The organism is Streptomyces sp. NPDC053665, from assembly GCF_055585285.1.
Genome location: NZ_JBVJKK010000002.1, coordinates 1,076,991 through 1,091,095, shown reverse-complemented (window position 1 = coordinate 1,091,095; position 14,105 = coordinate 1,076,991). Strand labels below are relative to the sequence as shown.

Annotated in this window: 15 protein-coding genes; 7 read left to right on the top strand and 8 right to left on the bottom strand. The window is 73.1% G+C overall.

Annotated elements, in window-relative coordinates; all coding sequences use genetic code 11:
- Nucleotides 1-139 precede the first annotated feature (139 nt).
- The 6 genes from ACZ6ZN_RS12480 to ACZ6ZN_RS12455 all read left to right on the top strand — a co-directional run bounded on the left by ACZ6ZN_RS12480 (nt 140) and on the right by ACZ6ZN_RS12455 (nt 6,109).
- Complete coding sequence (locus ACZ6ZN_RS12480; protein ID WP_451877803.1) at nt 140-1,633, top strand: MFS transporter; 1,494 nt, start codon at nt 140-142, stop codon at nt 1,631-1,633.
- Nucleotides 1,634-1,740: 107 nt separating this feature from the next.
- Nucleotides 1,741-1,941: a hypothetical protein gene (locus ACZ6ZN_RS12475; RefSeq protein WP_469645525.1), complete on the top strand. Its 201-nt coding sequence runs from the start codon at nt 1,741-1,743 to the stop codon at nt 1,939-1,941.
- Complete coding sequence (locus tag ACZ6ZN_RS12470) at nt 1,938-2,321, top strand: type II toxin-antitoxin system death-on-curing family toxin (protein WP_469645522.1); 384 nt, start codon at nt 1,938-1,940, stop codon at nt 2,319-2,321. The genes ACZ6ZN_RS12475 and ACZ6ZN_RS12470 overlap by 4 nt, the downstream gene beginning before the upstream one ends.
- A gap of 208 nt (nt 2,322-2,529) precedes the next feature.
- Nucleotides 2,530-4,329, top strand: coding sequence for a DEAD/DEAH box helicase (locus ACZ6ZN_RS12465; RefSeq protein WP_469645520.1), 1,800 nt, complete (start codon nt 2,530-2,532; stop codon nt 4,327-4,329).
- Nucleotides 4,330-4,631: 302 nt separating this feature from the next.
- On the top strand, nt 4,632-5,273 hold the full coding sequence (locus tag ACZ6ZN_RS12460) for an IclR family transcriptional regulator (protein ID WP_398110018.1): 642 nt from the start codon (nt 4,632-4,634) through the stop codon (nt 5,271-5,273).
- Between the two features lie 44 nt (nt 5,274-5,317).
- A complete protein-coding gene (locus tag ACZ6ZN_RS12455) occupies nt 5,318-6,109 on the top strand; it encodes a S16 family serine protease (protein ID WP_469645518.1) in 792 nt (263 codons plus the stop codon).
- Between the two features lie 31 nt (nt 6,110-6,140).
- Here the strand turns inward: ACZ6ZN_RS12455 and ACZ6ZN_RS12450 are convergent, their stop codons facing one another.
- The 7 genes from ACZ6ZN_RS12450 to ACZ6ZN_RS12420 form a co-directional block, all read right to left on the bottom strand.
- Nucleotides 6,141-6,317: a hypothetical protein gene (locus tag ACZ6ZN_RS12450; protein WP_469645515.1), complete on the bottom strand. Its 177-nt coding sequence runs from the start codon at nt 6,315-6,317 to the stop codon at nt 6,141-6,143.
- Nucleotides 6,318-6,331: 14 nt separating this feature from the next.
- A complete protein-coding gene (locus tag ACZ6ZN_RS12445) occupies nt 6,332-6,907 on the bottom strand; it encodes an ArsR/SmtB family transcription factor (RefSeq protein WP_469645512.1) in 576 nt (191 codons plus the stop codon).
- Between the two features lie 64 nt (nt 6,908-6,971).
- The gene (locus ACZ6ZN_RS12440; protein WP_469645509.1) at nt 6,972-7,937 is read right to left on the bottom strand and encodes a glycine betaine ABC transporter substrate-binding protein; all 966 of its coding nucleotides are present in this window, start codon (nt 7,935-7,937) and stop codon (nt 6,972-6,974) included.
- Nucleotides 7,934-8,662: an ABC transporter permease gene (locus tag ACZ6ZN_RS12435; RefSeq protein ID WP_398110427.1), complete on the bottom strand. Its 729-nt coding sequence runs from the start codon at nt 8,660-8,662 to the stop codon at nt 7,934-7,936. The genes ACZ6ZN_RS12440 and ACZ6ZN_RS12435 overlap by 4 nt, the downstream gene beginning before the upstream one ends.
- Before the next feature lie 68 nt (nt 8,663-8,730).
- Complete coding sequence (locus tag ACZ6ZN_RS12430; protein WP_451877796.1) at nt 8,731-9,972, bottom strand: betaine/proline/choline family ABC transporter ATP-binding protein; 1,242 nt, start codon at nt 9,970-9,972, stop codon at nt 8,731-8,733.
- Nucleotides 9,965-10,612: an ABC transporter permease gene (locus ACZ6ZN_RS12425; protein ID WP_376333355.1), complete on the bottom strand. Its 648-nt coding sequence runs from the start codon at nt 10,610-10,612 to the stop codon at nt 9,965-9,967. Before ACZ6ZN_RS12425 ends, ACZ6ZN_RS12430 begins: the two co-directional genes overlap by 8 nt.
- 19 nt (nt 10,613-10,631) lie before the next feature.
- Nucleotides 10,632-11,102, bottom strand: coding sequence for an Lrp/AsnC family transcriptional regulator (locus ACZ6ZN_RS12420; protein WP_398110022.1), 471 nt, complete (start codon nt 11,100-11,102; stop codon nt 10,632-10,634).
- Between the two features lie 123 nt (nt 11,103-11,225).
- Here ACZ6ZN_RS12420 and hppD point away from each other — a divergent pair, with 123 nt between their 5' ends.
- On the top strand, nt 11,226-12,371 hold the full coding sequence (gene hppD, locus ACZ6ZN_RS12415; RefSeq protein WP_469645505.1) for a 4-hydroxyphenylpyruvate dioxygenase: 1,146 nt from the start codon (nt 11,226-11,228) through the stop codon (nt 12,369-12,371).
- A 227-nt stretch (nt 12,372-12,598) separates the two neighbouring features.
- Here the strand turns inward: hppD and ACZ6ZN_RS12410 are convergent, their stop codons facing one another.
- Entirely contained in the window at nt 12,599-14,026 is a 1,428-nt protein-coding gene (locus ACZ6ZN_RS12410) for a tetratricopeptide repeat protein (protein WP_469645502.1), read from the bottom strand.
- Nucleotides 14,027-14,105: the final 79 nt, after the last annotated feature.

Below are 14,105 nucleotides of genomic sequence, written 5' to 3'. Positions count from 1 at the left end.
GTTCAAGGGGCGTGGGCGGGGTGCAACGGGACTGCCATACGCCGTTCACGAAACGGCGCGGGACGTACGACCGAGGTCGCAGGACGAGGGCGACTTGCGACAGGGGTCAAACGCGGGCACGGGCCTTACGCTGGCGGGCATGAGTGTCCCGAAGCCGCGTGACGCGGAAGTCGTAGGTGCCGGCGGTCCGCTCCCCGTCGCCGAGGCGGAGGAGACCGTACTGGGGCGGAGCCACCGCGCCCTGAGCTTCGGCATCGTCTCCGTCGTCCTGCTCATCGCCTTCGAGGCCACGGCCGTCGGGACCGCGATGCCCGTCGCCGCGCGGGAGCTCGACGGGGTGTCGCTGTACGCGTTCGCGTTCTCCGGGTACTTCACGACCAGCCTGTTCGGGATGGTGCTCTCGGGCCAGTGGTCCGACCGGCGCGGTCCCCTCGGGCCGCTCACCACCGGTATCGCCGCGTTCGGGGCCGGGCTGTTGCTGTCGGGCACGGCCGGGACGATGTGGGTGTTCATCCTGGGCCGGGCCGTGCAGGGACTCGGCGGAGGACTGGTGATCGTCGCCCTGTACGTCGTCGTCGGGCGGGCCTACCCCGAGCGGCTGCGGCCCGCCATCATGGCCGCGTTCGCCGCGAGCTGGGTGCTGCCCTCCATCGTCGGCCCCCTCGCCGCCGGCACGGTGACCGAGCAGCTGGGCTGGCGGTGGGTGTTCACCGGCATCCCCGTGCTGGTCGTCCTCCCGCTGGCGCTCGCCCTGCCGCAGATACGGCGCCGGGCGTCCGGGCCGGTGGAGGAGCCCGCCCCGGCGGATCCGTCCGCCCCCGCCGGGCCGTCCGGCGCCTCCTTCGACCTGCGCCGCATCCGCCTCGCCCTCGCCATCTCCCTCGGCGCCGGTCTGCTCCAGTACGCCGCGCAGGACCTGCGGCCCCTGTCGCTGCTGCCCGCGGCCGCCGGGGTGGCGCTGCTCGTGCCCGCCGTGCTCGGGCTGCTGCCGCGCGGCACCTACCGGGCCGCCCGCGGGCTGCCGTCCGTCGTGCTGCTGCGCGGTGTCGCGGCGGGGTCGTTCATCGCCGCCGAGTCGTTCGTGCCGCTGATGCTGGTCACCCAGCGCGGGCTCAGCCCGACCCTGGCCGGGTTCTCGCTCGCCGCGGGCGGCGGGACCTGGGCGCTGGGCTCCTGGGTGCAGTCGCGGCCCCGGGTGGAGCCGCACCGGGAGCGGCTCGTCACGGTCGGGATGCTGCTCGTGGCCGCGGCCGTCGCCACCGCGCCGAGCGTGCTGATCGACTCGGTGCCGGTGTGGACCGTGGCCGTCGCCTGGGCCTTCGGGTGCTTCGGCATGGGCCTGGTCATCTCCTCCACGAGCGTGCTCCTGCTGAAGCTCTCCGCGCCGGAGGAGGCCGGCAGCAACTCCGCCGCCCTGCAGATCTCCGACGGCCTGTCGAACGTCGTCCTGCTGTCCGCCGGCGGGGCCGCGTTCGCCGCCCTGGGCGGAGGCACGGTGTCCCACACGGCCGGCCAGGCCACCGGCTCCCACCCCGCGGCCTTCGCCGCGGTGTTCCTGCCGATGGCCGTGGTGGCCCTGGCCGGGGCGTGGGTGTCGACCCGGCTGCGCGAACCCGGGCCCGGGTCCGGCTGAGCCGCCGCGGCGCCCGCACGCCGGGTCCGCCACGCCGGGCCCGCACGCCGGGTCCGCACGCCGGAAAAGCCCTCGCCGCGCCCCGGAGCCGGCCGTAGCCTCGGTGCATGTCCGAACTCCGCCTGCCCCTCGACCCCGGTCTGCGCCGGGCCCTCGACGACCTCGCCGACGCGCAGGGCCGCACGCCCGAAGAGGTCGCGCTCGACGCCGCACGCGCCCACCTGCGGCAGGAGGAGGCGCACGTGGCCGGCGTCGCCGAGGAGCTGGCCCGCGACCACGCCGACCTGCTGCGGAGGCTCGGCGAATGACCCGGCGCACCCGCTTCCTGACCGTCGCCGAGGTCACCGGCATCGCCGCGATCGCCTTCGGCGGGCGCCCGCCCGAGGCACGGGCCCCCGGACTGCTGGCCTCCGCCGTGCACCGGCCCCGCGCCCGCATGTTCGGCACGCCCGCCTACCCGGACCTGCACGAGCAGGCCGCCGCGCTCCTGCACGCGCTCGCCACCAACCACCCGCTCGTCGACGGGAACAAGCGCACGGCCTGGCTGGCCACCGCCGTCTTCCTCGCCCTCAACGGCGTCGACCTGGCGAAGGCGGACCAGGACGTGGCGTACGTGCTGGTCGTCGATGTGGCGTCGGGGGCGGAGACGGACGTCGGGCGGATCGCGCAGCGCCTGCGGGCGCTGTGACGGCAGGGCCGCACCGGCCGTGACGCGGCCCGCGGGGCAGGGGCCGGGGTGCAGCGGACCGGGTGCTGTGACGTGAGTCCCACCCGTCCGCGGCGCGGCCCGGTCCGGGCGTGGCGCGGCTCGGGGCGCCGGTAGGGTGGCCCGGTTGTCATACGTAGCCGAGCCGTCAGGCTCCCTCGCACGAGCCGCCCGACCCCCAACGGAGACCGTGACTACCACCGCCGGCACCAGCACTGCCTCGCACCACCTCTCCCCGGCGTTCCCCGGCCGCGCCCCGTGGGGCACCGCCGGCAAACTGCGCGCCTGGCAGCAGGGTGCGATGGAGAAGTACATCCAGCAGCAGCCGCGGGACTTCCTGGCGGTCGCCACCCCCGGCGCCGGCAAGACGACCTTCGCACTGACGCTGGCGTCCTGGCTGCTGCACCACCATGTCGTGCAGCAGGTCACCGTGGTGGCCCCGACCGAGCACCTGAAGAAGCAGTGGGCGGAGGCCGCCGCCCGCATAGGGATCAAGCTCGACCCGGAGTACAGCGCCGGGCCCCTCGGCCGGGAGTACCACGGCGTGGCCGTCACGTACGCCGGTGTCGGCGTGCGGCCCATGCTGCACCGCAACCGCGTCGAGCAGCGCAAGACCCTCGTCATCCTCGACGAGATCCACCACGCCGGTGACAGCAAGTCCTGGGGCGAGGCCTGCCTGGAGGCGTTCGAGCCCGCCACCCGGCGGCTGGCCCTGACCGGTACGCCCTTCCGGTCGGACACCAACCCCATCCCCTTCGTCACGTACGAGGAGGGCGACGACGGCATCCGGCGCTCCGCCGCCGACTACACCTACGGCTACGGCAACGCCCTCGCCGACAACGTCGTCCGGCCCGTCATCTTCCTCTCCTACAGCGGCAACATGCGCTGGCGCACCAAGGCCGGTGACGAGGTCGCCGCCCGCCTCGGCGAGCCCATGACCAAGGACGCGATCAGCCAGGCCTGGCGGACGGCGCTGGACCCGCGCGGCGAGTGGATGCCGTCGGTGCTGCGCGCCGCCGACCAGCGGCTGACCGAGGTCAGGAAGGCCATCCCGGACGCGGGCGCGCTCGTCATCGCCTCCGACCAGGACTCGGCGCGCGCCTACGCCAAGCTCATCCGGGAGATCACCGGCACCGGTGCGACCCTCGTGCTGTCCGACGACTCCGGGGCCTCCGCGCGGATCGACGAGTTCAGCGGCAGCACCGACCGCTGGATGGTCGCGGTGCGCATGGTGTCCGAGGGCGTCGACGTGCCGCGCCTCGCGGTCGGGGTCTACGCCACCACCATCTCCACGCCGCTGTTCTTCGCCCAGGCCGTGGGGCGTTTCGTGCGGTCCCGGCGGCGCGGCGAGACCGCCTCGGTCTTCCTGCCGACCGTGCCCGACCTGCTCTCCTTCGCCAACGAGATGGAGCGCGAGCGCGACCACGTCCTCGACAAGCCGAAGAAGGCCGGCGAGGAGGACCCGTACGCCGAGTCCGAGAAGGAGATGGACGAGGCGAACCGGGAGCAGGACGAGGACACCGGCGAGCAGGACATGCTGCCCTTCGAGGCGCTGGAGTCCGACGCCGTCTTCGACCGGGTCATGTACAACGGCGCCGAGTTCGGCATGCAGGCGCACCCGGGCAGCGAGGAGGAGCAGGACTACCTCGGCATCCCGGGGCTCCTGGAGCCCGACCAGGTGCAGCTGCTGCTGCAGAAGCGGCAGGCCCGGCAGATCGCGCACAGCCGCAAGAAGCCGGACGAGGAGGCCGACCTGCTCGAACTGCCCGCCGAGCGCCGGCCGGTGGTCTCCCACAAGGAGATGATGGAGCTGCGGCGCCGGCTCAACACCATGGTCGGTGCGTACGTCCACCAGAGCGGCAAGCCGCACGGGGTCGTCCACACCGAGCTGCGGCGGGTGTGCGGGGGGCCTCCGGCGGCGGAGGCGACGGCGGGGCAGCTGCGGCAGCGCATCGCCAAGGTGCAGGAGTGGGCCACGCGCATGAAGTGACGGCCGCAAGGGGCCTTCACCATCCTGGGGGGCGTGCATACCGGGCCAAACGACAGCAGTACACCCCGGGCCGTGACCGGATTCTGGACGGAGCCTTCCGCTCAGCGAACCGGCTTCGCTACTGTCCCGCTACGCACACGCCCCGTGGCAGCGCCGCCGCGGAGCGCAGCCGTGAAGCGACGCGGCCCGGACAGGCCGGGCCGCCGGCCGATCGGCGGCCTCTGTAGCGCGTCGCCGACGGGACCCGGTGACGCATCCGCCGACCGGAGGGCCGCCGACCTCACCACTAAGGAGTGGGCGTCGTGACCGCGGAGACCTCTCAGACGCTCGACCGGGGACTGCGCGTCCTCAAGCTGCTCGCCGACACGGACCACGGACTGACCGTGACCGAGCTCTCCCTGCGCCTGGGCGTGAACCGGACCGTCGTGTACCGGTTGCTCGCGACCCTCGAACAGCACGCGCTGATACGCCGTGACCTGGGCGGACGGGCCCGGGTGGGGCTCGGGGTGCTGCGGCTCGGGCGGCAGGTGCATCCCCTGGTGCGGGAGGCCGCGATGCCGGCGCTGCGGTCGCTGGCCGAGGACATCGGCGCGACGGCGCACCTGACGCTGGTCGACGGGGCGGACGCGCTCGCCGTGGCCGTGGTCGAGCCGACCTGGACGGACTACCACGTCGCCTACCGGGCCGGGTTCCGCCACCCCCTGGACCGGGGCGCCGCCGGCAAGGCGATCCTCTCGGCCCGGCAGCACCCGGCGGCCGGCCCGGGCTACACCCTGACCCACGGGGAGCTGGAGGCCGGTGCCTGCGGTGCGGCGGCCCCGCTGCTGGGCGTGACGGGCGTCGAGGGCAGCGTGGGCGTGGTGATGCTGGCGGACGTGGTCCCGGAACGGGTGGGCCCGAGGGTGATGGAAGCGGCGCGCGAGGTCGCCGAGGCCCTGCGCTGACGCCCGCCCCGGGCGGACGGGGCGCCGCGCGTTAGATTGACCCCGTGCTCTCTCGCCTCACACGCCCCCGGGCCCTCGCCCTCTGCGCCCTGCCCGTCGCCGGCCTGCTCGCCACGGCGGTCTTCGCGCCGCTGCCGTTCTCGGTGGCGCAGCCGGGCATGACGGCGAACGTGCTCGGCGAGAACAAGGGCGCCGAGGTCATCACCATCTCGGGAGCGCCCGTCCGCACGACCAGCGGGCAGCTGCGTATGACCACCATCGAGGCCACCTCCCCGGACACCCGCGTGTCGCTCCCCGACGTCGTCGACAGCTGGTTCCGCACCGACCAGGCGGTCATGCCGCGCGACTCGGTCTACCCGGGCGGCGGCGACGTGCGGGAGATCGAGCGGCACAACGAGGAGCAGATGAAGCAGTCCCAGGACGCGGCGACCGAGGCCGCGCTGGACTACCTGGGCCTCGACGACGAGGACGTACGCGTCACCCTGAAGCTCGCGGACGTCGGCGGGCCGAGCGCGGGGCTGCTGTTCTCCCTCGGCATCATCGACAAGCTCGACGGCGACGGCACGGGCGGGGACCTCACCGGCGGCCGGGTCATCGCCGGCACGGGCACGATCGACGCGTCCGGCAAGGTCGGTGCGGTGGGGGGCGTCGCCCTCAAGACGCAGGCCGCCCGGCGGGACGGTGCGACGGTGTTCCTGGTGCCGAAGGCGGAGTGCGGGGACGCCCGCGCCGAGCTGCCCGAGGGCCTGCGGCTGATCCCGGTGACCACGCTGAAGGGCACGGTGTCCGCCCTGGAGGCCCTGGAAACGGGCAAGGGAACCGTCCCCACCTGCTAGCCGCACCGCCCGGCGGGGCGGATCGGGCGGCCTAGTGGGCGGGGATCGCCCGGGGACGCAGGGCAAGCTTCAGCCCGACCTCGACCAGGGCCCAGCCGAGCCGGGTGCGCAGGGCGTCGCTGCCGGCGGTGGTGCGGGGAGCCCCGGCTTCGGCACGGAGTTCGGCTGCGCGGACGTGGTGCAGGGCGAGGTGGATGTCCGGGTGCATCGGATGGTCGCCTTTCATGGCGTCGTCTGACTGGGGAAGAGGTGCGTGTGGACCCGCACGGTCTCCGCGCCCGGGGTGTCCTCCGGCACGGTGCGGTAGCTCTGCACCAGGTCGTGCATCCGCGCGACCAGCTCACGGGCCAGTTCCGGGGTGAGCTGCAGGGTGAAGTCGCTCAGGTCGGTCGCGCCGTCCCACTCCTCGGCCCAGTCGTGCGCGGTGCCGAGCCAGGTGGCGACCTCCTGGGTGTGCACGTTCGCCAGTTCGTAGCGGAACAGCGCGACGGCGCCCCGCACGGCCGGGTCCGGGTTGCTGATCAGGGTCTCGTCGAGCTGGACGCCCTGGTCCACCGCCTTCCACCAGCGCTCCCGGCCCTTGCCGCGCTCCGGGTCGTCCGCGACGAAGCCGTGAGCGGCGAGCTGGCGCAGGTGGTAGCTGGTGGCGCCGCTCGACTCGTCGAGTTTCTCGGCGAGCTGGGAGGCGGTGGCGGGCCCGCCGCGCCGCAGTGCGATCAGCAGGCGCATCCGCAGGGGGTGAGCCAGACCGCGCAGGGAGCGGGCGTCGAGAAGCCGTGCGGAGTGTTCGTCGGGCATGCATGCAAAGGTAGCGTTGCAAAGAGCCCTTTGCAACGGGTTCTTTGTAAGTCCTCCCCGGCTGTCACCCCTCCTTGACGAACCCCTCCTTCACCAGCCAGTCCAGAGCCACCTGGTGGGGGTCCTCGCCGTCGACGTCGACCTTCGCGTTCAGCTCCTGCGCCACCGCGTTGTTCAGCTTCGCCGTCACCGGGTTCAGGACCTCGGCGATCGCCGGCCACTCCTTGAGCGTCTTGGCGTTGACCATCGGCGCGGCGTTGTAGTTGGGGAAGAACTTCTTGTCGTCGTCCATCACCACCAGGTTCATCGACTTGATGCGCCCGTCCGTGGTGAACACCTCCCCGTACGTGCAGCTCCCCTTCGCCGTCTGGGTGTAGATGATCCCGGTGTCCATCTGCGTGATGTCGCGCGCCGGTACGGCCATCCCGTACCGCTTCTGCATGCCCGGCAGGCCGTCCGCCCGGTTGGCGAACTCCACCTCCACGCACAGCTTCACCGCGCCCGGGTCGGACTTCGCCAGCTTCGCCACCTCCGACATGGTCCTCGTGCCGTACTTCTTGGCGTTCTGCTGGTTCATGGCGAGCGCGTACGTGTTGTCGAGCTTCGACGGCGGCAGCCACACCAGGCCGTTCCCGGCGTCCTCCTTCTTCACCGCCTCCCACTGCTCGGTCGGGTCGGTGATCGGCCGGTTGTGCCCGAGGTAGGTGATCCACGCGGTCCCCGTGTACTCGTACCCGGCGTCCGCGTCGCCCTTGCGGACCGCCTCGCGGCTGCCGATGGAGCCCTGGATGCCCGTGCGGTCGATGACGTCCGCGCCCGCCGCCTCGAACGCGATGCCCATGATCGAGCCCAGGATCAGCTGCTCGGTGAACGACTTCGACGTCACCGTCAGCTGTGCGCCCTTCAGCGGTTCGCCCTTGCCGATCGACCCGGGCTCCACGTCGTCGGTCAGGGGCGAGCCGCTGGTCAGGCCGCAGCCGGCCGCCGCCGTCAGCAGGCCCGCCGCCAGCAGGCACCCGCGCCGGCTCACGGCTGGAGCCCCTTCGGCCGCAGCAGCAGTTCGGCCAGGGAGGCCAGCCAGTCGACCAGCAGCGCCAGCACCACCGTGAGGACCGAGCCCAGCACCAGGACCGGCATCCGCTGGTTGGTGATGCCGGTGGTGATCAGCACGCCCAGGCCGCCGCCCCCGCCGAACACCGCCAGCGTCGCCGTGCCCACGTTGAGGACGAGGGCCGTCCGCACGCCCGCCAGGATCAGCGGGACGGCCAGCGGGAGTTCGACCCGGGTCAGCACGCCCGTCGGGGACATCCCGATGCCGCGGGCCGCCTCCAGCAGGGTCGGGTCGTTGGCCTTCAGCCCGGCGATGGTGTTCGACAGCACGGGCAGGATGGCGTAGATGATCATGCCGATCAGGGCGGCCCTGCGGCCGATGCCCAGCCAGATGACCAGCAGGGCCAGCAGGCCGATCGCCGGGGTCGCCTGGCCCGTGTTGGCGAACGCCATCGCCACCGGCGTGGCCCGGCGGGCCGGACCCCGGGTGAGCAGGATGCCCAGCGGGATCGCGATGATCAGTACGAAGAACGTGGAGATCGCGGTGAGCTGGATGTGCTGCCACAGCGCCTTGGTGACCTGGCCGCCGGAGAGCGCGTTGCGGGTCAGCGCGTCCAGGTCGGCCTGCTGGAACCACAGCCAGGTGGCCAGCAGCACGGCGATCAGGGCCACGGGCAGGAACGTCAGCTTCTGCCAGGTGACCAGGGACGGCCGGTGCGGCGGCGGCGGCGACTGCCCGGCCGTCCCGGAGGTCTCCTCGGCCTCGGTGACCGTCACCGCACCGCTCCCGGGCCGCCCGCGCCCTCTTGCTCGGCCTGGGTCTGCGAGGCCCGCGACGACTCCAGTTCGTGCTGGTGCTCCATCGCCTCCAGGCGGTCGGCCTCCAGCATCTCGTGCACGGAGTTCATCAGCGTCTCCATGTCGACGACGCCGGTGTACTCTCCGCGCCGCCCGGTGACCGCCACCCGCCCGGCGTTGTCGGTGAGCACCGCCTCCAGCGCGTCCCGCAGGGTGGCGTCCCGGGTGACCGTGTCGTGCACCAGCGTCCCGGCCCGGGCCAGCGAGCCCTTCGCCCGCATCAGGTCCCCGCGCCGCAGCCACTTGTAGGGGCGGCCCCGCCGGTCGAGCAGCAGGATCTCGTTGGTGCCGCTGCCGCGCAGCCGGTTGAAGATCTGCTGGAGCGGGTCGTCCAGCGTGACCGTCGGGTAGTCGGTGATCTCCACGTCCCGCACCCGGGTCAGGTTCAGCCGCTTCAGTGCCGCCCCGGCGCCCACGAACCCCGAGACGAAGTCGTCGGCCGGGTTGGTCAGGATCGCCTCGGGGGTGTCGAACTGGGCGATGTGCGAACGCTCGCGCAGCACCGCGATGCGGTCGCCGATCTTGATGGCCTCGTCGAAGTCGTGGGTGACGAAGACGATCGTCTTGTGCAGCTCGTGCTGGAGCCGGATCAGCTCGTCCTGGAGGTGGTCCCGGGTGATCGGGTCGACCGCCCCGAACGGCTCGTCCATCAGCAGCACCGGGGGATCGGCCGCCAGCGCCCGGGCCACGCCTACGCGCTGCTGCTGACCGCCGGAGAGCTGGCGCGGGTAGCGGCCGTGGAACTCGCCCGGGTCCAGGCCGACCAGGTCGAGCAGTTCCTCCGTCCGCTCCTTGATGCGGGCCTTCGGCCAGCCGATCATCCTGGGCACCAGGGCGATGTTCTGCGCGACCGTCATGTGCGGGAAGAGGCCGGCGGACTGGATCGCGTACCCGACCTTGCGGCGCAGCTTCACCGGGTCGATGTCGGTGACGTCCTCGCCGCCCATGCGGATCCGGCCGCCGGTCGGCTCGATCAGCCGGTTGATCATCTTGAGCGTGGTCGACTTGCCGCAGCCCGAGGGCCCGACGAACACCACGACCTCGCCCGCCTTGATCTCCATGCTCACGTTGTCCACGGCGGGCTGCGCACTGCCCGGGAAGCGCTTGGTCAGGCTCTCCAGCTCGATCGAGGCACCGTGGTCGCCGGTCTCAGGCACGGATCCCCCTGGGAATGGTCAGCCGTCCGATCAGGACGTACGCGGCGTCGAAGAGCAGGGCGAGGACGATGATGCCGAGCGTGCCGGCCAGGACCTGGTTGAGCGCGTTGGCGCTGCCCAGGGAGGCCAGCCCGCGGAAGATGACGTTGCCCAGGCCCGGCCCCGAGGCGTACGCGGCGATGGCGGCGATGCCCATCAGCATCTGCGTCGAGACCCGGATGCCGGTCAGGATCGGCGGCCAGGCCAGCGGCAGCTCGATCCGCAGCAGCCGGGCCGGACGGGACATGCCGATCCCGGTGGCCGCGTCCACCAGGGACGGGTCGACCCCGCGCAGCCCCACGATGGCGTTGCGCACCACCGGCAGCAGCCCGTACAGGGTCAGCGCCACCACCGTCGGCGGCACGCCCAGCCCCACGACGGGGATGAGCAGACCGATCAGCGCGAGCGCCGGCACGGTCAGGATGGTGGCGGTGGTGGTGGTCGCGAGGTTGCCGGCCCACTCGCTGCGGTAGGTCGCGACGGCGATCAGCACCCCGAGCGCCGTGGCGACGACCATGCACTGGAAGACGGCGCTCGCGTGCTGGTAGGCGTCCGTGAGCAACTGCTGGTGCCGGTTGACCAGGTACTCCCAGAAGTTCACACGTGCTCACCCCTCCACGTCAGGTCTCCTCCGCGGCCTGCTCCACGAGCGGGATGATCCGCGGCGGAACGGGGTTCTCCATGACGATCGCCGTGGAGGCCCGGACGATGCCATCAAAACCGACGACCCGGTCGATCACACGCTGGAGATCGGCGTTGGAGCGCGCCACCAGCCGGCACAGCATGTCCCCGCTGCCGGTCGTGGTGTGCAGCTCCAGCACCTCCGGCACCCCGGTCAAATGGGCGCGCACGTCCGCGCCTTGGCCCTGGCGGATCTGCAGCGTGGCGAACGCCGTGACCGGGTAGCCGAGGGCCGCCGGATCCACCTCGGGGCCGAAGCCGCGGATGACTCCGTTCGACTGAAGCCGGTCCAGCCGGGCCTGCGCCGTGCCCCGGGCCACGCCGAGGCGCCGGGACATCTCCAGCACCCCGATGCGCGGCTCGCGCGCCAGCAGCAGCAGGATCCGGCCGTCCAGATGATCGATCGCCACAGCAGCCTCCCGGCATGGTCATCCTGTACAGAAATGCCGTCGGTACGCCCGTATTGCTGAACAGATTGCCCAGCCGAAACGCAAACTATTGCGCACCTTGCCGACTGGGGAGACCCTGCGCCTATGACGCAGACCACACACCACACTCCCGACACCGCCCGGCAGGCCGACCCCTTCCCGGTCAAGGGAATGGACGCGGTCGTCTTCGCCGTGGGCAACGCCAAGCAGGCCGCGCACTACTACTCCACCGCCTTCGGCATGAAGCTCGTCGCCTACTCCGGACCGGAGAACGGCAGCCGCGAGACCGCGAGTTACGTCCTGGAGAACGGCTCCGCCCGGTTCGTCCTCACCTCGGTCGTCAAGCCCACCACCGACTGGGGCCACTTCCTCGCCCGGCACGTGGCCGAGCACGGCGACGGCGTGGTCGACCTCGCCATCGAGGTCCCGGACGCCCGCGCCGCGTACGCCTACGCCCTGGAGCACGGCGCCCGCTCCGTGGCCGAGCCGTACGAGCAGAAGGACGAGAACGGCACGGTCGTGCTGGCCGCCATCGCCACCTACGGCGAGACCCGCCACACCCTCGTCGAGCGCTCCGGCTACGACGGCCCCTACCTGCCCGGCTACGTCGAGGCCAAGCCGATCGTCGAGCCGCCCGCGCAGCGCACCTTCCAGGCGATCGACCACTGCGTCGGCAACGTCGAGCTCGGCCGCATGAACGAGTGGGTCGGGTTCTACAACAAGGTCATGGGCTTCACGAACATGAAGGAGTTCGTGGGCGACGACATCGCCACCGAGTACAGCGCGCTGATGTCGAAGGTCGTCGCGGACGGGACCCTCAAGGTCAAGTTCCCGATCAACGAGCCGGCCATCGCCAAGAAGAAGTCCCAGATCGACGAGTACCTGGAGTTCTACGGCGGCGCCGGTGTGCAGCACATCGCGCTCAACACCAACGACATCGTGCAGACGGTCCGCACGATGCGCGCCGCCGGCGTGGAGTTCCTCAACACGCCCGACTCCTACTACGACACGCTGGGGGAGTGGGTCGGCGAGACGCGCGTGCCGATCGACACCCTGCGCGAGCTGAAGATCCTCGCCGACCGCGACGAGGACGGCTACCTGCTGCAGATCTTCACCAAGCCGGTCCAGGACCGGCCGACGGTCTTCTTCGAGATCATCGAACGCCACGGCTCGATGGGCTTCGGCAAGGGCAACTTCAAGGCCCTGTTCGAGGCGATCGAGCGCGAGCAGGCGCGCCGCGGCAACCTGTAGCCCCCGGCGGCTCACGGACCGTGCGGGTGTCACGGGGCACCCGCACGGCCCAGCCGGCTCCGCCACCGCCACCTGCGCCGGGCGCCGGCTCCGCCACCTGCGCCGGGCGCCGGCTCCGCCACCTGCGCCGGGCGCCGGCTCCGCCACCTGCGCCGGGCGCCAGCTCTGCCACCGCCACCTGCGCCTGGCGCCGGCTCCCCGGTGGGCCCCGGCGCGGATCCCGCTCCTCAGCCGGACAGCTCCGGCGGCCGCACGTCCGGTGGATCGCCCAGGGCCCGTGCCGCCGCGCGGGCCCTCGGCGCGTGCAGCGGGGAGAAGTGCGGGTTGACGCGCAGCGCCTCCGCCAGATGCCGGCGGGCGGCGCCGTACCGCTTCAGCTCCCGCTCGATCATGCCCCGGTGGTACATGAACACCGCGCTGCGCACCCCGCCCCCGCGCTCCCCGTCCGTCGCCCGCACCGCGTACCGCAGGCCCTCACCGGAGCGCCCGGCCCGGTGCAGCGCCCAGCCGAGCGCGTCGGCGACCTCGGTGCCCGGCTGCCGGGCGAACTCCGCCCGCAACCGCCGCACCGCGTCCTCGGGATCGCCGTGGTCGGCCTCGTACCGCCCGAGGACCAGGTCCTCGTCCGCCCCGGCCGCGGCGGCGGCCCGCACCCGCTCGCGCAGCAGGTCGTACTGCTCCTTCGCCGCCTCGGGCATCCCCAGCGACTCGTACAACTCGCCCAGCTCCAGCGCGTGACCAGGCAGCGGCTGCCGGGCGAGCGCCGCCCGGTAGGCGTTCAGCGCCTCCGTCGTCCGGCCCAGCGCGGCGAGGGTCCGGCCCTGACCGATCTGCGCGGACCGCAGGTCCGCATCCAGGCGCAGCGCCTCCCGGAAGTGCCGCAGCGCCACCCGAAGATCCCCGCGCTCCCAGGCCAGCTGCCCGGCCCGCTCCACGTAGGCCGCCCGCTCGGCCGGCTCCCGCGCGCCCGCCGCCGCGTCCGCCAGCGAGGCCGCCGCGTCCTCGCGCCAGCCGCGGTCCCGGTAGACCCCCGCGGCCCGCGCCAGCACCGCGGGCCCGGAGCGCAACTCGCCGAGCCGGTCCAGCATCCGCTTCGCCGCCGCGTGCTCGCCCAGCCCGGTGCAGGCGTCGATGAGCAGCGGGTACGTCGTCCACCGCCGCGGCTCCAGCCTGCGCGCCTGCTCGGCCCAGCGCCGCGCGGCGGGGAAGTCCCGCCGGGCGTTGGCCAGCGCGGCCAGCCCGGTCAGCGCCCGCACGTTGCCCTGCGGCCGCACGGACAGCGACGTGCGCAGGGCCCGCTCGGCCCGCGGGTAGAACGCCGGGTCGCCCAGCCGCCGCGCCTGCTCCACGTACGCCGTCCCCAGCACCGCCCAGGACGTCGCGTCCCGCGGACGCGCCCGTAGGTGCCTCTCCCGCTCGTCGATCAGCTCCGCCAGGCCCGCCGCGTCGGCCGGCACCCCGGCGCCGACCGCCGCCATCGCCAGCGCCCCGGGCGACGGCCCGGCCGGCTCGGCGGGCCGCCCCCACGGCAGCGCCCACAGCACCCCGCCGAGCACGGCGCACCCCGCCGCGGAGCCGATCAGCACCCGCCGCGTGCGGGCGCGGCGCCAGAGGCCGCGCTCCCGCCGCCGGGGACCCTCCTCCTGGTTCTCCATGGCGCTCACTGTGCGTCACCCCGGCGAGCGCGGCCGGGCAGGTGAAGGCTGCCGCCGACGGGGTTCACACCGATGGCCC

Bases quoted from the DNA above. Each gene is read 5' to 3' on its own strand.
- ACZ6ZN_RS12475 (WP_469645525.1), top strand. From the start codon at position 1,741: ATGTCCGAACTCCGCCTGCCCCTCGACCCCGGTCTGCGCCGGGCCCTC.
- ACZ6ZN_RS12470 (WP_469645522.1), top strand. From the start codon at position 1,938: ATGACCCGGCGCACCCGCTTCCTGACCGTCGCCGAGGTCACCGGCATC.
- ACZ6ZN_RS12480 (WP_451877803.1), top strand. From the start codon at position 140: ATGAGTGTCCCGAAGCCGCGTGACGCGGAAGTCGTAGGTGCCGGCGGT.
- ACZ6ZN_RS12445 (WP_469645512.1), bottom strand. From the start codon at position 6,907: ATGCCCGACGAACACTCCGCACGGCTTCTCGACGCCCGCTCCCTGCGC.
- ACZ6ZN_RS12410 (WP_469645502.1), bottom strand. From the start codon at position 14,026: ATGGAGAACCAGGAGGAGGGTCCCCGGCGGCGGGAGCGCGGCCTCTGG.
- hppD (WP_469645505.1), top strand. From the start codon at position 11,226: ATGACGCAGACCACACACCACACTCCCGACACCGCCCGGCAGGCCGAC.
- ACZ6ZN_RS12450 (WP_469645515.1), bottom strand. From the start codon at position 6,317: ATGCACCCGGACATCCACCTCGCCCTGCACCACGTCCGCGCAGCCGAA.